The following is a 25,518-nucleotide window of genomic DNA, read 5'->3' as shown; positions in this document are numbered from 1 at the left end:
AAATTCATAGACTTAAAATTTACCTAATTTATCCTAAGGGGTGAAAAGAGCCAAAATAAGAGAAACATAGAGTATAAAAGGAATTTTCAGCATTTTTATACTTGGTTTTAAGAGGGGGTTTTTGGATAAATGTACCTGTATTGAAAATGAAGAATCCTATTGTATCAATGGTTTGAGCATTTTTTTGAGGAATATACTGGATTGATTTTTACAAAAATGTAATATTTCTGTCGTTCTTTTTTATAATAAAGTAACATATTTTTAATGTTGTAGAGGACAAAAAAGCGGCTATCTCTTTACGTAGACGAAGGAGATAGCCGTTTTCTTATTATTACGTATGTTACGAGTTATTACGAGTTGGTTTCAATTGCTTCTAATAATAAATCTACAATGTGAATTCCTCTCATTTTATGAGAAAGTCCTTCTCGTTCAATGCCTAATTTCATTTGTAGTAGACAACCTGGATTTGCAGTAACAATAGTTGCTGCTTCTGTTTCATGCACACGATCCATTTTATAATCTAGAAATTCCATGGATAACTCTGAATGGACAATATTGTAAATACCAGCAGAACCACAGCAGCGATCCGCATCTTTCATTTCACGGTATGTTGCGCCTTGAATTGCTTCTAGTAACATACGAGGTTCTGAAGATGTTCGCATAACATTGCGTAAATGACAAGAGTCTTGATACGTAATAATTTGCGGCTTGAGTCGTAAGTCATTACGTTTATGGAAATCTAGTTCTACTAGAATAGCGGTAATATCTTTAATTTTAGAAACAAACTGCTTTGCACGTTCAGCCCACTGTGGATCGTCTTTTAAAAGATAATCGTAGTCTACGAGGTAAGCTCCACAACCACCAGCATTCGTAATGATATAGTCGATGTTTAAATCTTCGAAGGCTTTTATATTACGTTTCGCTAGTTCTTTTGCTCCACTTTTCTCACCAGCATGTCCATGTAATGCCCCGCAGCAACTTTGTGTTTTCGGAATAACGATATCACAACCAGCTAACTGAAGAAGTTTCATCGTTGCGTTATTTGTTTCTAAAAACATCGTATCCATTAAACAGCCTGTGAAGAATGCAACTTGTTTCTTTTTTGTACTTTCAGCAGGTAAAAATTCAGGACGATCTTTCATTGCTTTCATTTTAGGGACTTTTGGTAAAACGAGATCCATCGTTGCAAGTGTTTCAGGGAATAACTTCATAATCCCTGTTTTATGTGTTAGCGTTTGTAATCCAGAACGCTGATAAAATCCGATTAGTCCTGTTAATGTTCTCATTCGATTTTGATGCGGGAATAGTCCTTCAAAAACGACTTTACGAACAGCTTTCACTGGCACCGAGAACTTTTTGTTTTGATTTATAATATCACGAGCTTCTTCTAATAAATGTCCGTAATTCACACCAGATGGACAAACAGGTTCACAAGCACGGCAGCCGAGGCAAACATTTAATGTATTTTCAACATCTTCATCTGGCTCAATTAAACCGTCAACGACCGCTTTCATTATTGCGATACGTCCACGTGGTGAATGTGATTCTTTATATCCAGATTGAATATAAGTAGGACAAGTTGGTAAGCAGAAACCGCATCGCATACAGTTTAGTAGTTCATCTTCACTTAATCTTTCTTTAAATTCTTTTTGAATGTTTTCTTTATTTAATGTTGTCATCTTTCAACCACTACTCTTTTACGAGTGTCCTTCGCGAACATCTTTCCTGGATTCATAATGTTATTTGGATCGAAGGCTTGTTTAATCCCTTGCATAGCAGTAATACCTTCTTTACCTAATTTCATTTCTAAATACGGAGCTTTCATCGCACCAACACCATGTTCACCAGTAATCGTGCCACCAAGTTCAATTGCTTTTGCAAATATTTCAGCAAAAGCTTGTTCAGCCCGGTGCATTTCTTCTTCATTACGAGCATCTGTCATACAAGTTGGATGTAAGTTACCATCACCAGCATGTCCAAATGTACAAATAGGAATATTATATTTTTTTGCAATGGCATTAATCGCTTCAACCATTGGAGCGATTTGTGAACGTGGTACCGTTGCATCTTCTAGTATTGTAGTAGGCTTTAATCTTGCAAGTGCTGATAGCGCACTACGGCGAGCTGTCCGAAGTGCATCTGCTTCTGCTTCATCTTTTGCAACGCGAACATCAACTGCATTCATAGAGCGGCAAACGTTAGCCATTTTTTCAATATCTCGATTGACAACTTCAGGCGGACCATCTTGCTCAATTAATAAAATTGCTTTTACGTCGGTTGGTAAACCAATTTGAGCAAACTCTTCTACTACTTCAATTGTCGGTTGGTCTAAAAACTCAAGTGTCGCTGGAATGATTTTATTTGCAATAATAGAAGAAACAGCACGTGCAGCTTCATTAATATCTTCATAGAGCGCAAGCATCGTTTTCTTCGTTTCAGGCATAGGAACAAGTTTTAATATCGCTTCTGTTACGACGCCAAGTGTTCCTTCAGAACCGATAAATAACCGAGTTAAATCGTAACCAGCTACATCTTTTGCTAATTTACCACCAGTGCGAATAATATCGCCATTTGGTAAGACAAGTTCAAGACCCATCACATAATCACGTGTTACGCCATATTTTAATCCGCGTAACCCACCTGAATTTTCATTAATGTTACCGCCAATTGTAGAAATTTTCATCGAGCTTGGATCTGGTGGATAAAATAAACCTTTTTCTTCTACAGCTTTAATAATATCAAGCGTAATCACACCAGCTTGTACTGTGATTGTTAAATTCTCTTCATCAATTTCTAAAATATTATTCATATGACGGAAGATAAGGACGATACCGCCTTCAAGTGGACATGTTCCTGCGCAAAGGTTTGTTCCAGAACCACGAACATATACAGGAATGTTGTGAGTGTTACATACTTTTAACACTTCCGCTACTTCAGTTGTATTACGAGGAGCAATGACTGCATCAGGCATTGCTTGGAAGTTTGGAGTGGCATCATAACTATATGTTAAACGCCCCATATTGGATGTATCTACATTATCGTTGCCAACAATGGATACGAATGAATGAATAATTTGCTTTTCTAACATTGGAAATCCCCCTCAAACTGTTAACGTAATTAGTCATTATAAAAAACGTTGTCACAGTGCTTTCATTATAATGATAAAAAAGTTGGGGGATTCTTTCTATGTATAATCATCTAAAGATTAATCCGTTTTATCATTCTTTTTTGTATGATTATCTAATAAGAGTAGCGAGAAGTATAAAATATGTAAGTCTTTGAATTGTTTCGGGTCAAGTCCCGTATGCTCTTCAATCTTTTTAAGTCGGTAATGCAATGTGTTAATGTGTATATGTAATTGTTCAGCTGTTTGTTTATAGGATTGGTTATAATCGATAAATAAGCGTAAAGTGTGCATAAGCTCAGGAGATGATAGTAAGTTTTCGATCGTGCGTCTTAGAAACTGTTCCCGCGTTTCTGCGGAAATATCTTGTAAGCACATTTCTAAACGTAAATCTTCATTAAATACAATTTGTTTCGTTTCAAGTGATACGGAAAGAGCTTGTAATGCTTGTTCATACGATAAGTTCATATTGCTTGGCGTAACGGATTGTCCAATCCCAATATATAAAGGAATAGAAAACAAATTTTCACAATCGTGTTTTAATCGTGTTAAAAATTGATACGTTTGTTCTTTGGAGCTCGTGGCTGTAAATAAAATAAATCGATCATTTCCCCAGCGAATAAATAGATGCTCCTTTGTTAATAGATTGCGTACGTGTTGCCAAATTTTACGCTGAAGCATCGTGTCATTTTGATCGATAGAGAACAAAATAAGTTGTTTCTTCTTATATAAATCAATACCAAGTGTTTTTGCGCGATCGAGAAAGCTTGGAGACCAGTCTGTATTTTGAAGCCAATCAAAGACAAATGCTTCATAAGAACGGTGTTCAAGTTCTAGTTGTTCTAAAAAGTAGTTTTCATGAATGAGTAGTTCGGTCATTTTACGTAATATTTCTCCGTATTGTGAAATATTTTCAGGTTCGCCTGTAATTCCAATGACACCAATTACTTCGTCATGAAATAGTAAGGGAAGGTTCATCCCCGCCTTTACGCCTTGCAAACGTCGTTCATCTTCTTTTGTAATAATGACAGTTTTCTTTTGTTTTGCACAGCGGAGTGCGCCTTCATGAAATTGACCGATTCTTTCTACATCTGTACTTGCGATAATAACGCCTTGTATATTAATGATAATAATATTTTCTTTAATTAATCTGCGTACTTCTCGTACAATTTTATTCGCTAAATCAGGAAAAAGCATAATTTGCACACCTCAAATTCTATTTGTTGTACATTATATATGTAAATGAAGTAAGAAAGGAAAATTTCACACTTTCCACACATTTATTTGTTATTTTACAATTATAACGAAATCATCCGAAGATGGAGGGAACCTTTTGAGAAAGTATGTTTTTCTTCTCTGTTTTTTATTTCTATTAGTAGGGTGTCAAGGAAGTACATATACACCGATTGCTAAAGATAAAAGTGTTATGATAACAACGAATATAAAAGAAGGTAGTATCAGTTTTGTTGATAAACAAACTAAAAAGTTAATTACGACATGGGAACTTAATGAACCAATGGCAGGAGTTGCACTACTTCCAAACGGCGAGGACATACTTGTATATGGTAAGCAGTTAGAGTATATGTATGTATATTCACTAGCTGAAGGAAGACAAGTGGCCAAATATAAAACTGGAAAAGGCATTGTAAATGTGATCGTATCCGAAGATAAAAAGCAATTATTTGCTGCCGATCAAACTGCTCAAAAGGTAAGGTTCTTTACAATAAAGGGGAAAGAGACAGGGAGTGTGTCAACCGGAAAAGGACCAATAACGATGGTAGAGTACCATAACCAGTTATCTGTATTAAACTTTTATGATACGAAGCTAACGACAATTGATACAAAGAAAAAAGAAGTGATACAATCCTTTATAATTCCCCCAGCATCAACGGGAGCGACAATTAGCCCAGATGGGAAAGAAATATGGATTGGTGGACATGGTGATGGAAATCAAGTCAATGAAAAAGTATTAGTATATTCATTGCAGAGCGGAGAAATGGTACGTTCTTTACATGCTCCGTTTATGCCTGTGAATATAACGAAGGATAATAAGTATGTATATGCATTAAGTCACGGTTCGAATACGCTTAGACAGTTTGATGTTAGCACGTATAAAGAGGTAGCTTCTGTAGAAGTAGGGTCGAACCCATTTGCATTTTTGAAGAGCGGAGCAGAAGGATACGTAGCAAGCTATGATAGTGATGAAGTGTGTGTCATGGATATGAAGAATTTGAAAATAAAACAAACAATTAAAGTCGGAAAAGGGCCGTTTCAACTCATAGAGAGGGAAGGGAAGGACAATGAGTAAATATAGGGTGCTAGTTGTAGATGATGAAAGTGATATGAGGCAGCTTGTTGGAATGTACTTAGATAATTTCGGATACGAGTGGGGAGAAGCTGGAAATGGGAAAGAGGCGCTCAAAAAATTAGAGACGGATCATTATGATTTCGTTGTATTAGATATTATGATGCCAGAGATGGATGGACTTTCAGTTTGTAAAGAAATTAGAAAAACATCGGATGTACCAATTATATTTTTAACAGCAAAAGGTGAAGAATGGAATAGGGTGAACGGCTTACGTATGGGAGCAGATGATTATATTGTAAAGCCATTTAGTCCTGGAGAACTAATTGCTCGTATGGAAGCTGTGCTAAGACGTTATACAAAGCAAGAGCAACAAGAGGAGATTCAGTTTGGACCGATCCTTATTAATGAAAAAAGTAGGAAGATTGAGGCTGATGGTGAGCCGATTTCTCTTACTGTAAAAGAGTTTGATTTACTCTATTTTCTTTGCCAACATACGGGACAAGTATTTAGCCGGGAACAATTGCTGGAAAAGGTATGGGGATATGATTATGCAGGAAGTACAAGAACAGTAGATACGCATGTGAAAACGATGCGTTTGAAGCTTGGAGAAAGTGGAAATTACATTCAAACTGTTTGGGGTGTAGGCTATAAATTTGAGGTGTAACGTATGTTTACGATGGTACAGAAGCTTTGGCTGACAGTAGTATGTGCAGTATTTGTAACAGTTTCCTTTCTTTATTTTGTATCTTTATATTCGTATGAAAAACTATACGTTGATAATTTAAAAGATTCATTAGTAATGGAAGGGAAGGGTCTTGCTGCGCAATATGATAAGCATGAAGGAATAGCAACTTTTGAAGAGAAAGTAAGAGCATTTGATCAAATATCTAGTTCAGACGTTCTTTTCGTATCAAATCCACGTGATTTAAGCGCATGTTTACCTTTTGATGTGCATCATCATTCTCTTATAAGTGAAGGGGACAGACAAACATTATTAGATGGAAAAACGGTGACAAAGATAGGGTATGAGGAACATTTTGAACGTAATATTATGGGGGTTGTCATCCCTGTTTTAGAAAATAAAAAGTTAGTTGGCATTGTATATTCTTATATTCCTTTAAAAAGTATAAAAGACTTAATATATGATATGGGCCTTATTTTAGCACCGTTAGCACTGGCTATGACTTTACTAACAATATGGATTGGTAGAAAGATTATTATCGCTATTACGAGACCGCTTTCGCAAATGGAACGAGTGGCTAATCATTTGGCTACGGGAGATTTCTCAGAACGAATTACAATTTCTTCCGAAGATGAAATTGGACGGTTAGGAAAAGCATTTAATAAAATGGCAAATTCTTTAGAGACAGAAGACGTAAAGCGTAAGGAATTTTTAGCTAACGTTTCGCATGAATTAAGAACACCGCTTAGTTATATAAAAGGATATAGCGAGGCTATTTTAGATGGTGTAGCGAAGGGACCGCAGCAGGAAAAAGTAACACAGCTGATTCATAAAGAAGCAGATCGAATGCAGCGCCTCGTTCATGATTTATTAGATTTAGCGCAATTAGAAGGAGAACATTTTCCGTTAAAGAAACAACCTATCGTTTTTTCACAACTCATTGAAGATGTGTTAGATACGTATGAGATTAAGTTTATAGAAAAGAAAATTCGTATTTCAACAAATTTAAATCCAGAAATCATTGTAATGATTGATGAGGATCGTATGCAACAAGTGCTTCATAACGTGTTAGATAATGCGATACGGTATACAAATCAAAACGGGGATATTATGATAACGCTCAGGCAGATAGATGATTACTGTGAATTGAACATAAAAGATACAGGAATCGGAATTGATACAGAGCATTTAGAAAATCTTGGCGAACGTTTTTACCGCGTTGATAAAGCGAGAAGTCGTCAACATGGTGGAACAGGTTTAGGCCTTGCTATTGTAAGACAAATTGTTCATATACATGATGGACAGTGGCGAATTGAAAGTGAAAAAGGGAATGGAACGACGGTTAGTATTAAATTGAAAATACAAGTTGAAGAAAGCATGTTCTAACGTGAAGGGCATGCTTTTCTTCATGAACGCAAATAAATATAGGAATACATATAAGTTAATATTAAACAAATATTAAAAATTTGACGATTTTATGAACAAAACATTTGTACTTCTTACCAATTCGTTCTAAAATAGTTATGATGCAAAGTTCTTATAAATCGTTTCAATTGTTGTTTGGAAGATACTGAGGTGATTTAACTGGAGTACAAATCTATTAAACCGAAAAAAATTTACGAAGAAGTATCTGAAGCTATTTTAACAATGATTAAAAATGGTACGTTAAAACCTGGTGACAAACTACTTCCTGTACATCAATTAGCTGAGCAGTTTCAAGTTGGTAGATCTGCTGTTCGTGAAGCGTTAAGTGCGCTAAGAGCAATGGGCTTAATTGAGATGAAACAAGGAGAAGGTACATATGTGAAGAATTTCGATTCTTCTTCATTAACAAAATCATTAAACAATAAATTATTAATGAAGAAAGAAGATATTTTGAATTTATTAGAAGTACGAAAGGTGCTTGAAGTGGGGGCAGTTCGAGCAGCTGCGGCAAAGCGTACGGAAGCTAATTTGCAAAATATGAAACATTGGTTAGATGAAATGGCAAAGAACATTGGAGATGAAAAGGCTGGCGAAAAAGCAGATTTTCAGTTCCATATGGGAATTGCGGAGTCTTCGCATAATAACATTTTGCTTGAACTCATGAATCACGTTTCAGAGATGATTGCTGAAACAATTGGTGAATCAAGACGCATTATTTTATATGGTGAACAAACAACATCAGAACGACTTATAGAAGAGCATCAAGTTATATATGATGCAGTGTTAAAGCAAGATGTAGAATTAGCGCAACAAGCAATGCTAGATCATTTAACAAATGTAGAACATATTGTCACAGGTAAAAACGATATAAATTCGTAATTTAATCTTTTAAAAATCAAATTTTTTGATAAAATAGAGAGAGATTAAGTAAGCGTTTTCTTTAGAAGAGGGAGAGGATAGGCCATGGTTGAGCCTACTTCTTCTTTTCTTAGTCATCTGATGACCATATGTTTGTTGGTGGAGTTGTAAAAAGGGGGAGTAATAGTTATGAAAGTTACTTTATTTGTTACTTGTTTAGTCGATATGTTTGAAACAAACGTCGGCAAAGCAACAGTTGAAGTGTTGGAGCGTTTAGGTTGTGAAATTGAATTTCCAGAAGCACAAGTTTGTTGTGGGCAGCCTGCTTATAATAGCGGCCATGTAGAAGCAGCAAAAGAAGCGATGAAACATATGATTGAAACTTTCGAAGATGCAGAATATATCGTTACACCATCTGGTTCTTGTGCGACAATGTTTCATGAGTATCCGCATGTTTTTAAAGATGATCCGAAGTGGGCTAAACGTGCACAAAAGATTGCTGATAAAACATATGAATTTACACAATTTATTGTAGATGTTTTAAAAGTGACAGATGTTGGTGCAAGTTTACCAGGGATCGCTACTATTCATAAATCTTGTCATATGACACGCCTGCTTGGAGTAAAAGAGGCGCCAGGAATTTTATTATCAAACGTCAAAGGATTAACTGTGAGAGAACTGCCAAACGCGCAAAATTGTTGTGGATTTGGGGGAACGTTTTCAGTGAAGATGACGCCAATTTCTGAGCAAATGGTAGATGAAAAGGTAGATAGTGCAATGGAAACAGGTGCTGATTATTTAATCGGTGCAGATTGTGGGTGTTTGTTAAACATTGGCGGACGTATTGAGCGTTTAGGAAAAGAAATAAAAGTAATGCATATTGCTGAGGTACTGAATAGTCGCTCATGAAGGGGGAACATAAGCTATGTCTATGAAAATCAGTGAGAAAAAATTTAATGATCGCGTTGGCGATGGAATTCAAGATTCGTTTATGCGTGGAGCAGTATCTTCTGCACAAACGCGCTTATATACGAATCGCTTAAAAGCAGCGGACGAATTAGGAAATTGGGAAGAGTGGCGTGAACTAGGTGAACAAATTCGCCAACATACGTTAGAAAATCTTGATTATTACTTAATGCAGTTAAGTGAAAATGTATCAAAAAGAGGCGGACATGTGTACTTTGCGAAAACGAAAGAGGAAGCAGCAAAGTATATTCAAGACGTTGCAAAAAAGAAACAAGCGAAGAAAGTTGTAAAATCAAAATCAATGGTAACTGAAGAAATTAGTATGAATCATGCCCTTGAAGAGATTGGCTGTGAAGTGTTAGAAAGTGACTTAGGAGAGTATATCTTGCAAGTAGATAACGATCCACCTTCACATATTATTGCGCCTGCACTTCATAAAAATAGAGCACAAATTCGTGATGTATTTAAAGAAAAACTTGGCTATGAAAATTCTGATGATCCATACGAAATGACAAAGTTTGTTCGTAAACAACTTCGTGAGAAATTTATGGATGCGGAAATTGGTGTGACAGGTTGTAACTTCGCTGTTGCAAATACTGGCTCTCTTTGTTTAGTAACGAACGAAGGTAATGCCGATCTTGTTATGTCGATTCCGAAAACTCAAATTGCAGTAATGGGTATGGAACGTATGGTTCCGACAATGGAAGAATTAGATGTTTTAGTTGGTTTACTATGTCGTAGTGCAGTCGGGCAAAAATTAACAAGTTATGTAACTGTAGCGGGACCAATTCAAGAAGAGGAAGTAGATGGACCTGAAGAATTCCACTTAGTTGTTGTTGATAATGGTCGATCTCAAATTCTTGGATCGGAATTCCGATCAGTATTGCAATGTATTCGTTGTGCTGCTTGTGTTAACGTATGTCCTGTATATCGTCACGTTGGTGGACATTCATATGGCTCTATATATTCAGGACCAATCGGTGCGGTATTAACTCCACTTTTAGGCGGATATGACGATTACAAAGAGCTTCCTTATGCATCTAGTTTATGCGGAGCATGTACAGAAGCTTGTCCAGTAAAAATACCACTACATGATTTGTTATTAAAACATCGTCAAGTAATTGTTGAGCAAGAAGGACGTGCTCCACTTGCAGAAAAATTAGCAATGAAAATGTTTAGTATGGGTGCTTCTTCAGCTGCTTTATATAAAATGGGATCAAAAATGGCACCAGCAGCAATGAGTCCATTTACATCTGGTAACCGTGTATCAAAAGGTGTTGGGCCACTTAAAAACTGGACAGATATTCGTGAATTCCCAGCTCCAAGTAAAGAACGATTCCGTGATTGGTATAAAGATCATAAGAAAGGCGGGGACAAATAATGACAGGATTAATTCAAAACCGTGAGTCCTTTCTAGATAATATTGCAAAAGAACTTGGACGTGAGCGGAAAACGGAAGGCGTAAAGCGTCCAGCATGGAAAAGTAATGTGAATGTAGAAACGCTAAAAGATTATTCACAAGAAGAATTGTTAGAAGTATTTAAAAATCAATGTACAAACATTCATACAACTGTAGTGGAAACGACAAACGACCGTTTACGCGAAGATATTCAAAAAGTAATCGTGGAAAACGGCGGGGGACCTATTATGTTATCGGCAGATGAACGTTTTGATTCTTATGGATTGACTTCTTTATTTAAAGAAGAGCTTCCAAAGCAAAATGTTGAAGTGAATGTATGGGATCCGGAGAAAAAAGAAGAGAATATGCGTATCGCAGAAAGAGCGAATATTGGAATCGCATTTAGTGATTATACTTTAGCTGAATCTGGTACGATTGTTGTACAAAGTCATAAAGGTCAAGGTCGTTCTTTACACTTTTTACCGACTGTATACTTTGCTATTATTCCACGTGAAACACTTGTGCCTCGTATTACACAAGCAGTTCAGGATATGAACACACGTGTAGAAAATGGCGAGACAGTGGCATCTTGTATTAACTTTATTACAGGGCCTAGTAACTCGGCAGATATTGAAATGAATCTTGTTGTCGGAGTACATGGACCATTAAAAGCAGTATATTTCATCGTATAAAAGAGGGGAAAGCAGGCCAGAAAATGGCCTGCTTTTTTAATAGAATAGAGATAATATGAAGTAGAATTTCTCTCCTTTTTTTGCTATGTTCTTCTGGAAAGGAGAGGAAGGGATGTTCACTTATTTATATGCATTGTTAGTGGGGATGGTGTTTGGTTCTTTTTTTATGGTAATTGCGATGAGAGTCCCACTAGGTGAGTCTATCATTACCCCGCGTTCACATTGTCATTATTGTAAGTATGTGCTAAAGCCAAAAGAATTGATCCCAATCATTTCATTTTGTATACAGAGGGGACGTTGTAAGAATTGTAAGAGGACGATTTCAATTTTGTACGTAGTATTTGAACTTGTAACAGGAATGATATTTCTTCTTACTGTATATATGATTGGGATGGAACGAGAGATTATCATCATTTTATCGCTATTTTCATTACTTCTTATTATTTCAGTTACAGATTACATATATATGTTAATCCCGAATCGTATTTTAGCTTGGTTTGCCTGTTTACTCATTTTAGAATGTATTTTTGTACCGTTAGTCACTTGGACAGATAGTATAGTTGGTAGTGGCGTTATATTCATTTTGTTACATTGCATGCAGAAGATATATCCAGAAGGGCTTGGTGGAGGGGATATAAAATTACTTTCGCTGCTTGGATTTATAGCGGGACTGAAAGGGATTTTTATGATTTTATTTTTAGCATCTTGCTTTAGTCTTTGTTTCTTTGGAGTGGGTATAGTATTAAAACGTATGAAAATGAGGAGCCAAATTCCGTTTGGTCCTTTTATTAGCCTTGGAGCAATATGTTACATGTTGGTCACGTATACAAAATAGAGAGGGGATAGAACATGGATGTATATATGGATGATCAAAGGAGTTGTCCGTACGGGTATGTACCCGCTACTACAGTAGAATGTGCTTTGCAAATGGTTCGGGATTATGAGGTAAATATTCTTTCCCTTGATTTTAATATGGGATGGGGAGAAAGAAATGGATTAGATTTTGTAGAGGCTTTTTGTAAAGAGGGTTTATATGTAAATGAAATGCACCTTCATACGAATGATGTCATCGGTATGCACAAGATGAAACAGAGGATTAATAAGGGGAAGAAAGAAGGGGAAATTAATCCTCACCTTGTTGTTAAATATGTGGGGAGCTAAAAACTCCAAAGTAAAACTTTGGAGTTTTTAATGTTTCATATGTGCTTGTAACGGAATGATTTCTTCTTGTTGAGCTGATACTAATTCAGTTTCTTCTTGTTTCACGTCGGGCACTTTCTTTGTTAAGTAATGGTATACCATACCGACAAATACAGACCCGCCAATAATGTTACCGATTGTAACTGGAATTAAGTTATGAATAGCACCTGCAAAAGAAATTGTCTCCGGATGCGGTGAAACTAAAGATAAAGCAAACAGTGATAAGTTTGCAATACTATGCTCGTAACCAGATAAGAAGAATGTGAAAACGAGTAGCATCATCATCATAATTTTTGCTGTATCACCTTTCACTTGAGAAGGTAAGAAACACGCAAGACATACAAGCCAGTTACATAAAATTGCTTTAAAGAATAATTGCATTGTAGGTGTATTCATTTTTCCTTCTACTACTTTATTCATGAAATGACTGTGATCAATTGCTTCGAAAATTCCAGTTGCATAAAATAGTAAGGCAAAGAATAAAGCTCCAGCTAAATTCCCTGCATAACAAGCGACCCAGTTACGAAGTGTATCAGAAATTGTTGTTTCTTTTCTTAAAGTTGCTACTGTGAAGTACATTGTGTTTCCAGTAAACAATTCAGCGCCGCCATATATAATTAGTACGAGGGCAATTCCGAAAAACATAGAAGCAGCTAAATAAGTTGCTGGTGAATCTGCAATGTGAAAAAAGTTACCTAATTTAAAACATAGTACAATAATAAAACCGATATAAATACCCGCAAGTGCGGCACGAATGAAATATTGCATCGGGTTTGTATCTAGCATTTGTTTTTTGCTCTTAGCCAGTTTGACAACATAATCTAATCCTTGTTCTAGCATGAGTAATACGCTCCTTTAGTACATCATCTATAAATACTCCTTATATGAATAAACTACATGGATTCGGTCTTAGTTTCAATAAGTTTGTGCAATGTTTCACAAAAAGGACATACATGCATTGAGAAAACGCTTACAAAAGGTAGTATAATGGAATTTTTTCTGGACATTGAGAGGGGAAAGGGAAAAAGGAAAAAGCGCTGTAATTACAGCGCTTTTTCGTCTAAATTCTTTTCTGCTTTTACTTCTACTTCTTTTGAGAAGAACCAACCGCCAACTGCGATTCCAACTAATACAATCCAGAATGTAAGCTTCCATGGCGTAGATTCTGGGAATGAATGCGGAATTACATTTAATGCAGGGTGTGCTAATGTATAGACTGCTAGTTTCACACCAACCCAACCTACAATTAAGAATGCTGCAGTTTCAAGTCCTGGCTTACGTTTTAAGATTTGTACGAAAGCAGTTGCTGCAAATCGCATAATGATTAATCCGATAAGTCCACCTACAAAGATAACAACGAATTGCCCAGTATCAAGACTACCAATTGTACCTAATCCTGTTTTCGGTAAAGTCATTGCTAATGCAACAGCAGCTAAAATTGAATCAACTGCGAAGGCGATATCAGCAACCTCAACTTTAAATACAGTCCACCAAAAGTTCTCTTGTTTTTTCTTTGCTTCTTTTTCTTCTGTGTCTTCATCCGTATTCTTTTTAACATACGTTTTAAATAAGTGATTACCAGCGATAAACATAAGGTAAATGGCACCGATTGCTTGCACTTGCCATACGTCGACTAGGAACGAAATCATAAATAATGATCCGAAACGGAAAACAAATGCCCCCGCCAATCCGTAAAATAGTGCTTTCTTTCGTTTTTCTTCTGGTAAATGTTTTACCATAATTGCAAGAACAAGAGCGTTATCAGCTGCTAAAATCCCCTCTAGTGCAATTAGGATGAGTAATACCCAACCATACTCCAATAATAATGATACATCCATGTACATTCTCCTCTCATTTCTATAAGTACTAAATAAGTGAAGAATTTCCCCACTATTTAGTTTCCCCATACTCCTGCCTATTAACTTTGGAAGAATTTGGTAATGAATACAAAAAAGACCTCTGCCGTTAATAGGCAAAGGTCTTGCTAGACATATGTAATGAAAATGCCAACAAAGCCGGAAGAACTAAGTTCTACGTAATGACGACTTTGTTTCCAAGAAATATTCTTGGACGCTACTCCCCTTTGGAGATATGCTATTGTACTCTCATTATATGGATAATTTATACGGTTGTCAACCTGTTAAAATATCTTCATTCGGATATTTTATTTTTCGGTTCTTTTTACGTGCAAATGAAAAAGCCAATGTTAAAGGTCCCATCTTCCCGAAAAACATCATAAAGATAATAATAGCTTTTCCAATCATAGTTAAGTGTGGTGTGAAATTCATACTAAGACCGACAGTCCCGAATGCTGAAAATACTTCGAAAGCACTCATCAATAGAGGAACTTGCTCAGTAATGCTTAAAATTAAAATAGCAAAAAAGATAAATGAAATGGAAATAATAGTGATGGTCAATGATTTGACAATGAGGGTATCTTTAATAGATTTTTTAAACACGACAATATCATCTTGCTCTTGTAAAAATTTAAATACCCCAAAAAACATGATTAAAAAGGTTGTTAACTTAATTCCACCACCGGTTGAAGCACTACCAGCGCCAATAAACATAAGGAGCATCATTAATAGTAGAGAAGGTTTTGATAATGCAGAAATATCAACGGTATTAAACCCGGCGGTACGCGTTGAAACCGCTTGGAAATAAGCGGCCATTCCTTCTTCAAATGGGGTAAATCCTCTCATAGAAAGAGAATTGTGGAACTCGAATATGAAAATAAAAATAGTCGCAATAATATTGACGATTAGAGTAGAAGAGAGCATAAGTTTTGAGTGTAATGTAAGGTTTTTAAAATTTTTCTTTCTTTTTATATCTATAATTACTGTAAAACCAATCCCCCCTAAAATAATGAGGGAAGAAATAACGAGATTGACCAGAATGCTATGAGAATGGGACATTAAATTATCGCTCCACACAGAAAAACCAGCATTGTTAAAAGCAGAGATTGAATGAAAAAAGCTATAATAGATCCCTTTAGCAATACCGTATTTTGGTACCCATTCAAAAGAAAGAATCAAAGTAGCGATACATTCGACTGTAAAAGAGAATAAAAATAATGCTTTGGCAAGACGAATGACGCCACCAATGTTCGTTTGATTTAACGCTTGTTGCAGTAAAATTCGGTTTTGAAGACCAATTTTCCTGCCAAGCATAATCGCAATTAAAACGGCAAAACTCATAATTCCAAGTCCGCCCACTTGTATAAGAGTTAAAATGACACATTGGCCAAATAAGGTAAATACTTTCCCCGTGTCCACAACACCAAGCCCTGTAACTGTGCAAGCAGAAACAGTTGTAAATAAAGCATCGAGCCATGAAATAGACGTTGTTGTAGCAATTGGTAGCTTTAATAAGCATGTACCGATAATTGATAACATAATAAAAGAAAAAGTAAGAACACGGGGAGGACTCATGCGAATGTTAATCCGTTTCATGTCACATATCGTTCCTTTCAGTTTGCTCTTACTAGTATGTGAAAAAACACGATTATGTATGTTAAAAATAGAAAGAGGCAGAGAATATCTGCCTCTAAGCCATATGTTATAGTATTATCCACGTAATTGTTGTTGAGCTAAAGCAACAAGTCGTTTTGTTACTTCACCGCCAACTGAACCGTTAGAACGAGATGCTGTATTAGAACCTAAGCTAACACCGAATTCTTGTGCAATTTCATATTTAAATTGTTCAAGTGCTTGTTCTGCACCTGGAACTAGTAATTTGTTTGTTTTTACCATGTTGATACACATCCTTATGAGTAGTCCAGTTCAGCTAAGTACTTATCTGAACTGGTAACATTATTTTATGTGGAAACGACGTACTCATACGCGGAAGTAATCGGTGTGATTAGAAGTTATTGGATAGAAAAAAGAGTAGCAAATTTGCTACTCTTTTTTCAGTATTGTCGCTGTACCTTCCACGACAATATCACCTGATTGATTATATATGTTTGTTTGCAACGTAATGATTTTTTTATCGTCACGTTTTTTGATGACTTCTGCCACAACGCGAAGTGTATCGCCAATTTTGACAGGAGCACGGAATGAAACGTTTTGAGATAAATAAATCGTGTTTTTGCCAGGGAGTTTCGTTCCAAGGATCGTCGAAATGAAACTGGAAACGAGCATGCCATGAGCAATACGTTCTTTAAACATTGTCGTTTTTGCAAAAGAATCTAAAATATGAATAGGGTTCACATCTCCAGTTAATTTTGCAAAATTGATAACGTCTTCATCCGTAATCGTTTTTGTAAGGGATGCTTGATCACCGACTTGAATCTCATCATAACGAAGCTCCGGAACAGTTTGTGCTTCTTGAAATGGATTCATTTGGGCCTCCTTCTTTTCCATATCGAAAAATGCCAGCCATCTTGATGTAGTAGGAGGAAGAAAGAGTTTTGTTTGTGCTGCAGTTAGCTCCCACATTTTCCTTACTTGATGGAAGTAAATAAATTTTTTGAGTTTTCCTCGAACTGCTTTGCGAGTTCTAGTTGTTTGGACTTGAACTCTCCCAAAAAAACTTCTAACTGTTTTTGAACCTCTTCACGTTGTACTTGTTGTTGTTCGATAAATTGTTTTGTTGTTTCTTCAAATTGACCGCTAGTTTGAGTAAGAATAGACAAAGATGTTTTCGTAGGAGAAACAGTAAGTTGGTGCATTTGAGTAGAAAGTTCATTCCATTTGCCTTGCCACTCGTTAATTTGATCATTTAAGGAATTTCCAGTTAATTGCTTCACGTAATCTGTATATTGGTTATTGAACTGAGCAGTGAATTGTTGTAGTTCTTTTTCTAGTTCATCTACTCCTGATGTTAATTTATGCAAAGCGTCTTGTTGTTGTTTTAAAGTTTCTAAAGTAAGTTGCTCTAATTGTTTCCCAGCTGAAGAGAAGAGGGAAAGAGATTGAGACCAGTTTTTCCAAAATGCATCGACTAATTCGTATGGCTTAGTTTCCATTGTTTGACCTCCAAATGTTTTTTTGCATATTGTGAACGCAGATTACTCTGCTGTACCACCAGGTGAAGATGAAGAATCCTTTTCATCCTTTTCTGGAGAAGTAGAAAATGGAAAGAATGCATTGGTGTATAACGTAAAAAACGTCCGCAACATATTTTGATAATGTTCAAAAGAAGTCGCACATGTTGTTAAATATTGCTCTCCATATTCTGTTAAAGAATAAATTCGTTTCGCTGGCCCGCCTTCGCTTGTATCCCAAGTAGAAGAAATAAGGTTTTCTTTTTCTAACTTGCGCAATGTTCTATACACATTACCTTGGTCAACAGAAGAAAAGCCGATGTCCATTAGCATTTGAATGAGTTTGTAACCATGAAGACTCCAGTCTTTTAGACAGAGAAGTAAGAAAGGAACTAAGAAGTTTTTTGGCATGGAGTTTGGTTGTTTCGCTTGGTTTTTTTCCAAACTTTCTGGGTGTTCTGGTTCATTATGTAGCATGATTGTGCATCACCTCATGAATCAGTTAGATGGAATTTTTTGCTTATAAGTGCAATTTACACCTATCTGTTTTTAATGTCAACACATTTATTGGAAAATAAAGAAAAATAAAATATAGACTTGAAGTTTTATTCAGAATATTAGAAAATAGTGAATAGGTTGAATTGTTTCAAAAACAAAAAAGGGAGTGTAGGCGAAGTGATTGATCAAAAATTCGATCCATTGCAAGCATGGAAAAATGCTTATGAACAAACCGAAACATTTTGGGGAAAAGCGCTCAATGAAACAATTAAAACAGAAGAATATTCTGCTTGGATGGGTAGCGTTCTAGACTTGAATTTGTTTTATCAAAAAGCGTTAAATGATACAACAAAAAGTTATTTAGAACAGGTGAATGTGCCTACAAAAGAGGATATCGCTAGAGTAGCTACGCTTGTTATTAACTTAGAAAATAAAGTTGATAACATTGAGGAAGTTCTAGAAGAGAAAGTGGATTCATTAGGACAAGCCCCTACATTAAAGCGTGATGTTACGAAAGTAAAGCAAGATATTCGCACATTAGAAACGAAAGTTGATCAAATTTTGGAATTGCTAGAAAAGCAAAATGCAGTTCTAGCGAAACTACAAGTACCTGTAAAAGAAGAAGTAAAGCCTGCGAATAAGCCAGAAAATAAAAAATGATAATAGCGTTTGTTTATAACGTGTAAAAGGGAAGGGAGAATCTCTTTTTCATGTATAAACAACGAAACATAATTAATATATGGACTCTATTCATATGAGTACCAAAATGATTCATAACAATCGTTCACAAATTCATTTAAGGGGGAAAAGAAATGGTTCAATTAAATGGCAAAGTAGCAATCGTAACAGGTGGGGCAAAAGGAATTGGAAAAGCAATTACAGTAGCATTAGCACAAGAGGGAGCGAAAGTAGTTATTAACTATAACAGCAGTAAAGAAGCAGCTGAAAACTTAGTAAATGAATTAGGAAAAGAAGGACATGACGTTTATGCAGTTCAAGCGGATGTTTCGAAAGTAGAAGATGCAAACCGACTTGTAGAAGAAACTGTGAATCATTTTGGTAAAGTTGATATTCTTGTTAATAATGCTGGTATTACAAGAGATCGTACATTCAAAAAGTTAAATCGTGAAGATTGGGAGCGCGTAATTGACGTGAACTTAAGCAGCGTATTTAATACGACTAGTGCTGTACTTCCATACATAACAGAAGCTGAAGAAGGAAGAATCATTAGTATTTCTTCTATTATTGGTCAAGCTGGTGGATTTGGACAAACAAACTACTCTGCAGCAAAAGCAGGTATGTTAGGATTTACAAAATCATTAGCGTTAGAACTTGCAAAAACAAACGTAACTGTAAACGCAATTTGCCCAGGATTTATTGATACTGAAATGGTAGCAGAAGTACCAGAAGAAGTACGTCAAAAAATCGTTGCGAAAATCCCGAAAAAACGTTTTGGTCAAGCTGATGAAATTGCAAAAGGTGTAGTATACCTATGTCGTGACGGTGCATATATCACAGGTCAGCAATTAAACATTAACGGCGGATTATACATGTAATGAAGTAAGAAAAAAGTGCATATCCATAGCAGGAATGCACTTCTTTTTTTTAGAAAGAAATCGACCAAAAAGGAGATAGAAAAATGACTACATTCGTAACGGAATGGGAAAAGCAATTGGAGTTGTACCCAGAAGAATATCGTAAAGCATATCGCCGTGTGAAAAGAGCGAGCGAAGTTTTATTACGCGAACCAGAACCACAAGTTGGTTTAACACCAAAAGAAGTTATTTGGACGAAGAATAAAACGAAGCTGTATCGTTACATTCCAAAACAAGAAAAAACACAGAGAGTTCCAATCTTATTAATATACGCGCTTATTAATAAACCGTATATTATGGATTTAACTCCAGGAAATAGTTTAGTGGAATATTTAGTAGATCGTGGTTTTGATGTGTATATGCTTGATTGGGGCACATTTGGTTTAGAAGATAGTCATTTGAAATTTGATGATTTCGTGTTCGACTATATTGCAAAAGCAGTGAAAAAAGTAATGCGTACTGCGAAATCGGACGAGATTTCTTTACTTGGTTACTGCATGGGTGGAACGCTAACTTCTATTTATGCAGCACTTCATCCACACATGCCAATTCGCAACTTAATCTTTATGACAAGTCCTTTTGATTTCTCTGAAACAGGATTATACGGTCCTTTATTAGATGAGAAATATTTCAATTTAGATAAAGCGGTTGATACATTCGGAAATATTCCACCAGAAATGATTGATTTCGGAAATAAGATGTTAAAACCAATCACAAACTTTGTAGGTCCATATGTCGCTTTACTCGATCGTTCTGAAAATGAGCGCTTCGTCGAAAGCTGGAAATTAGTTCAAAAGTGGGTTGGTGACGGTATACCATTCCCAGGTGAATCGTATAGACAATGGATTCGCGATTTTTATCAAAATAATAAATTAGTGAAAGGTGAACTCGTTATTCGCGGACAAAAGGTAGACCTTGCAAATATTAAGGCGAATGTCTTAAATATTTCTGCGAAACGTGATCATATCGCACTGCCATGCCAAGTAGAAGCGTTGCTAGATCATATTTCTAGCACAGATAAACAATATGTATGTTTACCAACGGGACATATGTCGATCGTTTACGGTGGAACAGCGGTAAAACAAACATATCCGACAGTTGGAAATTGGCTGGAGGAGCGCTCTAATTAAAAATAAAAAATCCAACTAGCGTATGTTAGTTGGATTTTTTTATGGGAAATAACAAAACATAGAAAGGAGAAATTTATATTTTAGGAGTATAATTATGAACCTTATGACTGGTAAGTTGTTTTGGAATACAGGCGTTTCTATACCTTGTTATCCATCATTAGAAAATGATATGATATGTGATGTGCTTATAGTCGGAAGCGGAGAAGCAGGTGCTCATATAGCGTATTCGTTAGCGAAAATTGGAATGCGTGTTACGCTCATTGAAAAACGAGCAATCGCATGTGGTAGCACAGCTGCTAATACAGGTTTACTCCAATTTCTTCATGATAAATCGTTAACCTCACTGATCCATACATTTGGTGAAAAAAAAGGGGTACGAGCATATAAGCTTTGTTACGAAGCGTTACGAACAATGGAACAAGTTGTACCGACTCTCGATATTGATCCCCAGTTTATTCCGCGAAGTAGTTTGTATTATGCAAGTAGAAATGAGGATGTATCGTTTTTACAAGAAGAATATAATACGTTACGCCATTATGGATTCCCGGTTGAATATTTTACCGATTCACATATGAAGAAGAAGTATTCATTCACAAAACAAGCAGCGTTATATACGCATGGTGATGCCGAGGTGAATCCGTATTTATTAGCGCATAGCCTTTTGCATAAAGCAAATCAAATGGGAGCTACTATACTTGAGCATACAGAGGCCATACATATAAAAAAACGCCAAAATGATTTAATTTGTTACACGAAAACAGGAAATCAAATTATAGCAAATAATATTATTATGGCGACAGGTTATGAATCACTTTTCGGAAAGAAAGAAAAAAATACAACAGTGGAAACATCTTATGCAGTTGTGACAAATAAGGTAGATTCATTTGAAGGCTGGCACGAACGATCATTAATTTGGGAAACAGCCCGGCCTTACCTATATTTTCGAACATATCAAAATCGCATTATTGTAGGCGGATTAGATGAAGCGATGCAAATTCAAACAATTGGTGATACGAAATTATTGCATAAGCGTGACATCCTTATTAACATTGTAAAAGAGATGTTCCCTCAGTATAAGAATATACAGGCAGAGTACTATTGGGCGGCAGCATTTGGTGGTAGTCATGATGGTCTCCCTATTTTAAAAGAAGACAAAAAGATACATAATTTGTTTTACGCATTACCATATGGAGGTAATGGAACTGTGTATGGAATGGTATTTGCCAAATTATTTGAGCAGTTATTTACAAATAAAGAAAGTGAAGATTTTTCTTTATTTAATCGATAGAAAAAAGGTAGCGAAGTGATGGAATGAGAGATATAAAAAAGTTTTTACAAAAATTACGTCCTGTACAACTCATTGTTTTGTTTTATTTATTAGCAGTAGTTGTATCGGTGATATTGCTTAGTTTCCCGTTTGTTACGAAGGCTGGTGTGAAATGGACATTTATCGATGCCCTCTTTACATCTGTTAGTGCGGTAAGTGTTACGGGATTGTCTGTTGTTACGATTTCAGATACATTTACTACAGCAGGAATTATTATGTTAGCCCTTATTTTACAATTAGGCGGCTTAGGAATTATGGCGCTTGGTACATTCGTTTGGATTATAACGGGGAAAAAGATCGGTTTGCAGAGAAGAAGACTCATTATGGCAGACCATAATCAAGGGAATTTATCAGGCCTTGTAGAATTGATGCGTTCTATTTTAATTGTAATTATTTCGATAGAACTTATTGGAGCAATATTATTAGGTACAAGATTCTTACTTTACTTTCCAACTTGGCAAGAAGCTTATTTTCATGGTTTCTTTGCGGCTGTTAGTGCAACTACGAACGGCGGATTTGATTTAACAGGACAATCGCTAATTCCGTATAAAAAAGATTACATTGTGCAAATGATTCATATGTTACTTATTATTTTAGGAGCAATCGGTTTCCCAGTGTTAATGGAAGTAAAGCAATTCCTTAGTAAAAGGAGACAGCAACTATTTCGTTTTTCGTTATTTACAAAATTGACGACAACAACATTTTTTGCGCTCGTTATCGTTGGAACAATTATGATTTTTTTACTAGAACGAAATCATTTTTTAGCAGGAAAGTCATGGCATGAAACAGTTTTCTATACATTATTCCAATCTGTGACGACGCGAAGTGGTGGACTGGCTACAATGGATATACGTGAATTGTCACAACCGACGCTTTTATTTATGAGTATATTAATGTTTATAGGGGCATCTCCAAGTTCGGTTGGGGGCGGAATACGTACAACAACATTTGCTGTTAGTATATTATCGTTATACACTTTTGCAAGAGGCGGGAGAACGGTCAGAGTCTTCAAACGTCAGTTACATGAAGAAGACGTGCTAAAAGCATCTGTCGTTATGACGATGGGGATTTTATTATGTGCCACGGCACTCTTTATTTTATCTATTACGGAAAATGTACCGCTTATGAGTTTGATTGTTGAAGTGTGTTCTGCTTTCGGAACGACAGGACTATCGACAGGTATTACGCCAGATTTAACAACGGTTGGTAAACTTGTGCTCATTGTACTTATGTTTATCGGGCGTGTCGGTATTTTAACATTCATATTAGCTAGTGGTGGAAGAGAACAGCCACCTCGCTATAAATACCCGAAAGAGCGAATTATTATTGGATAATATGAAACCATTCTACCTATGTTAGGTAGAATGGTTTTTTAGTCGTTAATGCCAAATTGCGGATGCATAAAAGCGTCATTCTTATTATCCACTTCTTTTTTTAGCAACTCTTGATTTTCTTCTGAAATCCACCCAATATCATTTGTAGGATGAATCCATTCTTCTCCAGCCATAATGGCAGGGTCTACTTCATCAGTCCAATTGTGAAGTGGACTATTCTCGGAATCATATTTACTGTCTCCGATTACGACGTCATATTGATTTATGAAAGGTTGTTGCATCTTCTTTCCTGTTCCTTTAAAAGATGGAAAATTCATTTGATGCGGGAGCGTTTCATCTAAAATTGGTGACTGAATTTTATCTTTTTTCTTCAAAATAATCGCTCCTTTTATAATGCTTTCTTCATAGGTAGTATTTCCATCTAGCGGCTCTTATGTACTTGTTAACACTTGCCAGTAATAATTATTTCAGCTTGCTTCAAACTAGAGTAGAAAGTGAATCTTTGAGAGCAGGTGAATGTATTGGTAAAAAGAAAAGTAAAACAAAATGCGGCAATCAACAATAATAAAACTCCGAAAGAAAGCTTACCAGATGCAGAATTTGCATTAGAGTATGAAGGAGAAAATAGCGCGAAGTATGCAAATCGTAATTCAAAAAAAGGTAAACAAAAATGAGGCGTTTTTTACAAACGCCTCATTTTTTTGTGGGATTATAAAGGTTTTTTTAATTATTTGTAAATTTAGAGTTCATTATTAGCAGAAAAATGCGAAAAAACATAGAAGTAGCAACGTATTACACAAAAACAAACAACAAACAAAAGATTAATGTTGGTTTAATACTGCTTTTACACTAGTTGTTTATATTTGAATTGTACATAAGATTTGTAAAAGGAGAGAGAGACAGTGAAAAAAACAATCTTTAAAGCTGTAGCAACTGGAATGGTATTTTCGTTATTAATGGGGTGTGGTGCAAAGAAAGAAGAAAGTGCTGGGGCAAAAGTGAAAGATGATAAGTTATCTGGATCATTAACAGTTTACACAGCGATTGAAGAAGAACTTGTACCAATTTATCTTGATTCTTTTAAACAGAAGTATCCAGATGTAAAACTGAATATTGTTCGTGATTCAACTGGAGTTATTACAGCGAAATTGCTAGCTGAAGGAAAAAATACACAAGCAGATGTTGTATGGGGAACAGCAGCGTCTAGTCTATTAGCTTTAGATAAAAAAGATATGTTAAAAGGATACTCTCCAAAAGGAGCAGATCGTGTTCTTCCACAATTTAAAGATGATAAGCAACCAGAAAAATGGGTAGGTAATACGGCATTTATGACGGGGATTGCTATAAATAAAGAAGAATTAAAGAAGAAAAATTTACCGATGCCAGAATCATATGAAGACTTAACGAAACCAGAATATAAAGGAACGCTTGTTATGCCACATCCGGCTTCTTCTGGGACAGGATTTTTAACAGTTTCTGCATGGTTACAAATTATGGGTGAAGATAAAGGCTGGGATTACATGAAGAAACTTCATGATAATATGGCAACTTATACTCATTCAGGATCAAAACCAGCGAAATTAGCAGGCGCAGGTGAATATCCAGTGGGCGTATCAATGGTTTATAGTGCTTTGAAAGAGAAACAAAAAGGTGCACCAGTTGAAGTTGTATTGCCGAAAGAAGGATTAGGATGGGAAGTAGAAGCGAACGCACTTATTAAAAAAGATAATGCAAAAAATGAAAAATTAGCGCAAGCATTTTTAGATTGGGCGATTACTGATGATGTAATGAAGTTATACTTCGAGAAAAATGGATTTGCGACAATTAAAAATGATTATAAACTTCCAGATGGATTCCCTAAAGATGTAACAGAAAAGTTATACAAAAAGAATGACTTTAAGTGGGCAGCAGAAAATCGCGACAAAATTTTAGAAAAATGGGAAAAAGAGTTTGGCCAAAAAGCAGAACCGAAAAAGTAAGTGAGTGGGAGAGA

27 protein-coding genes and 1 riboswitch are annotated in these 25,518 nt (G+C 35.9%); of the genes, 16 read left to right on the top strand and 11 right to left on the bottom strand.

The genetic code is table 11. The features are described 5' to 3' along the window. Positions 1-350: 350 nt before the first annotated feature. The 3 genes from AABL52_RS20390 to AABL52_RS20380 form a co-directional block, all read right to left on the bottom strand. A complete protein-coding gene (locus AABL52_RS20390) occupies positions 351-1,679 on the bottom strand; it encodes a (Fe-S)-binding protein (RefSeq protein ID WP_097845389.1) in 1,329 nt (442 codons plus the stop codon). Beyond that, positions 1,676-3,088: a glycolate oxidase subunit GlcD gene (gene glcD / locus AABL52_RS20385; RefSeq protein WP_341518280.1), complete on the bottom strand. Its 1,413-nt coding sequence runs from the start codon at positions 3,086-3,088 to the stop codon at positions 1,676-1,678. Before glcD ends, AABL52_RS20390 begins: the two co-directional genes overlap by 4 nt. Before the next feature lie 117 nt (positions 3,089-3,205). Further along, on the bottom strand, positions 3,206-4,321 hold the full coding sequence (locus AABL52_RS20380; protein WP_097845391.1) for a CdaR family transcriptional regulator: 1,116 nt from the start codon (positions 4,319-4,321) through the stop codon (positions 3,206-3,208). A gap of 136 nt (positions 4,322-4,457) precedes the next feature. Here AABL52_RS20380 and AABL52_RS20375 point away from each other — a divergent pair, with 136 nt between their 5' ends. The 9 genes from AABL52_RS20375 (at position 4,458) to AABL52_RS20335 (ending at position 12,615) form a co-directional block, all read left to right on the top strand. Beyond that, a complete protein-coding gene (locus AABL52_RS20375; protein WP_097845392.1) occupies positions 4,458-5,432 on the top strand; it encodes a YncE family protein in 975 nt (324 codons plus the stop codon). Then, the gene (locus AABL52_RS20370; RefSeq protein ID WP_000049884.1) at positions 5,425-6,096 is read left to right on the top strand and encodes a response regulator transcription factor; all 672 of its coding nucleotides are present in this window, start codon (positions 5,425-5,427) and stop codon (positions 6,094-6,096) included. The genes AABL52_RS20375 and AABL52_RS20370 overlap by 8 nt, the downstream gene beginning before the upstream one ends. 3 nt (positions 6,097-6,099) lie before the next feature. After that, the gene (locus AABL52_RS20365) at positions 6,100-7,500 is read left to right on the top strand and encodes a sensor histidine kinase (RefSeq protein WP_000494824.1); all 1,401 of its coding nucleotides are present in this window, start codon (positions 6,100-6,102) and stop codon (positions 7,498-7,500) included. 261 nt (positions 7,501-7,761) lie between these two features. Beyond that, positions 7,762-8,418 carry a FadR/GntR family transcriptional regulator gene (locus AABL52_RS20360; RefSeq protein ID WP_000594432.1) on the top strand — a complete coding sequence of 219 codons (657 nt, stop codon included), beginning with the start codon at positions 7,762-7,764 and terminating at the stop codon, positions 8,416-8,418. A 168-nt stretch (positions 8,419-8,586) separates the two neighbouring features. Beyond that, entirely contained in the window at positions 8,587-9,306 is a 720-nt protein-coding gene (locus AABL52_RS20355) for a (Fe-S)-binding protein (protein ID WP_000869141.1), read from the top strand. Between the two features lie 16 nt (positions 9,307-9,322). After that, positions 9,323-10,744 (top strand): LutB/LldF family L-lactate oxidation iron-sulfur protein, encoded by a 1,422-nt coding sequence (locus tag AABL52_RS20350; protein WP_000061923.1) that lies wholly within the window; start codon positions 9,323-9,325, stop codon positions 10,742-10,744. Further along, entirely contained in the window at positions 10,744-11,454 is a 711-nt protein-coding gene (locus AABL52_RS20345; protein ID WP_000147206.1) for a LutC/YkgG family protein, read from the top strand. Before AABL52_RS20350 ends, AABL52_RS20345 begins: the two co-directional genes overlap by 1 nt. 112 nt (positions 11,455-11,566) lie before the next feature. Then, a complete protein-coding gene (locus AABL52_RS20340) occupies positions 11,567-12,289 on the top strand; it encodes a prepilin peptidase (protein ID WP_098258833.1) in 723 nt (240 codons plus the stop codon). A gap of 14 nt (positions 12,290-12,303) precedes the next feature. Next, on the top strand, positions 12,304-12,615 hold the full coding sequence (locus AABL52_RS20335; protein WP_341518279.1) for a cyclic-phosphate processing receiver domain-containing protein: 312 nt from the start codon (positions 12,304-12,306) through the stop codon (positions 12,613-12,615). Between the two features lie 27 nt (positions 12,616-12,642). On the opposite strand, the gene AABL52_RS20330 is transcribed toward AABL52_RS20335, so the two are convergent. From AABL52_RS20330 to phaQ, 7 genes are all read right to left on the bottom strand, one after another. Then, positions 12,643-13,494 carry a formate/nitrite transporter family protein gene (locus AABL52_RS20330; protein WP_341518278.1) on the bottom strand — a complete coding sequence of 284 codons (852 nt, stop codon included), beginning with the start codon at positions 13,492-13,494 and terminating at the stop codon, positions 12,643-12,645. 203 nt (positions 13,495-13,697) lie between these two features. Then, positions 13,698-14,492 carry a TerC family protein gene (locus AABL52_RS20325; RefSeq protein ID WP_000383310.1) on the bottom strand — a complete coding sequence of 265 codons (795 nt, stop codon included), beginning with the start codon at positions 14,490-14,492 and terminating at the stop codon, positions 13,698-13,700. Between the two features lie 90 nt (positions 14,493-14,582). Further along, a riboswitch (yybP-ykoY riboswitch) is annotated at positions 14,583-14,748 on the bottom strand. A 38-nt stretch (positions 14,749-14,786) separates the two neighbouring features. Further along, positions 14,787-16,106, bottom strand: a complete 1,320-nt coding sequence (locus AABL52_RS20320) for a TrkH family potassium uptake protein (protein ID WP_000822324.1) — start codon at positions 16,104-16,106, stop codon at positions 14,787-14,789. 114 nt (positions 16,107-16,220) lie between these two features. Next, positions 16,221-16,406 (bottom strand): alpha/beta-type small acid-soluble spore protein, encoded by a 186-nt coding sequence (locus AABL52_RS20315; RefSeq protein WP_000241212.1) that lies wholly within the window; start codon positions 16,404-16,406, stop codon positions 16,221-16,223. Positions 16,407-16,553: 147 nt separating this feature from the next. Next, on the bottom strand, positions 16,554-16,997 hold the full coding sequence (locus AABL52_RS20310; protein WP_001067917.1) for a MaoC family dehydratase: 444 nt from the start codon (positions 16,995-16,997) through the stop codon (positions 16,554-16,556). A gap of 101 nt (positions 16,998-17,098) precedes the next feature. Further along, on the bottom strand, positions 17,099-17,623 hold the full coding sequence (gene phaP / locus AABL52_RS20305; protein ID WP_000448585.1) for a polyhydroxyalkanoic acid inclusion protein PhaP: 525 nt from the start codon (positions 17,621-17,623) through the stop codon (positions 17,099-17,101). Positions 17,624-17,665: 42 nt separating this feature from the next. Continuing rightward, positions 17,666-18,118, bottom strand: a complete 453-nt coding sequence (gene phaQ / locus AABL52_RS20300; RefSeq protein WP_000903018.1) for a poly-beta-hydroxybutyrate-responsive repressor — start codon at positions 18,116-18,118, stop codon at positions 17,666-17,668. Positions 18,119-18,316: 198 nt separating this feature from the next. On the opposite strand from phaQ, the gene phaR reads away from it, so the two are divergent. The 5 genes from phaR (at position 18,317) to AABL52_RS20275 (ending at position 23,525) form a co-directional block, all read left to right on the top strand. Beyond that, a complete protein-coding gene (gene phaR / locus AABL52_RS20295; RefSeq protein WP_000566960.1) occupies positions 18,317-18,799 on the top strand; it encodes a polyhydroxyalkanoic acid synthase subunit PhaR in 483 nt (160 codons plus the stop codon). 152 nt (positions 18,800-18,951) lie between these two features. After that, the gene (locus AABL52_RS20290; RefSeq protein ID WP_000250414.1) at positions 18,952-19,695 is read left to right on the top strand and encodes an acetoacetyl-CoA reductase; all 744 of its coding nucleotides are present in this window, start codon (positions 18,952-18,954) and stop codon (positions 19,693-19,695) included. Between the two features lie 83 nt (positions 19,696-19,778). After that, positions 19,779-20,864, top strand: coding sequence for a class III poly(R)-hydroxyalkanoic acid synthase subunit PhaC (gene phaC / locus AABL52_RS20285; protein WP_000206842.1), 1,086 nt, complete (start codon positions 19,779-19,781; stop codon positions 20,862-20,864). Positions 20,865-20,958: 94 nt separating this feature from the next. Beyond that, the gene (locus AABL52_RS20280) at positions 20,959-22,152 is read left to right on the top strand and encodes an NAD(P)/FAD-dependent oxidoreductase (protein WP_341518277.1); all 1,194 of its coding nucleotides are present in this window, start codon (positions 20,959-20,961) and stop codon (positions 22,150-22,152) included. A 23-nt stretch (positions 22,153-22,175) separates the two neighbouring features. Continuing rightward, positions 22,176-23,525, top strand: a complete 1,350-nt coding sequence (locus tag AABL52_RS20275) for a TrkH family potassium uptake protein (protein WP_001204690.1) — start codon at positions 22,176-22,178, stop codon at positions 23,523-23,525. 38 nt (positions 23,526-23,563) lie between these two features. On the opposite strand, the gene AABL52_RS20270 is transcribed toward AABL52_RS20275, so the two are convergent. Beyond that, positions 23,564-23,899 carry a DUF3905 domain-containing protein gene (locus tag AABL52_RS20270; RefSeq protein WP_002070938.1) on the bottom strand — a complete coding sequence of 112 codons (336 nt, stop codon included), beginning with the start codon at positions 23,897-23,899 and terminating at the stop codon, positions 23,564-23,566. Positions 23,900-24,046: 147 nt separating this feature from the next. Here AABL52_RS20270 and AABL52_RS20265 point away from each other — a divergent pair, with 147 nt between their 5' ends. Continuing rightward, entirely contained in the window at positions 24,047-24,199 is a 153-nt protein-coding gene (locus AABL52_RS20265) for a hypothetical protein (RefSeq protein ID WP_000240799.1), read from the top strand. Positions 24,200-24,427: 228 nt separating this feature from the next. Then, positions 24,428-25,504, top strand: a complete 1,077-nt coding sequence (locus tag AABL52_RS20260; RefSeq protein ID WP_000750910.1) for a putative 2-aminoethylphosphonate ABC transporter substrate-binding protein — start codon at positions 24,428-24,430, stop codon at positions 25,502-25,504. Positions 25,505-25,518: the final 14 nt, after the last annotated feature.

Source organism: Bacillus paramobilis (genome assembly GCF_038096195.1).
GTDB classification, from domain to species: domain Bacteria; phylum Bacillota; class Bacilli; order Bacillales; family Bacillaceae_G; genus Bacillus_A; species Bacillus_A mobilis.
This window is presented reverse-complemented; position numbering and strand designations above follow the sequence as displayed.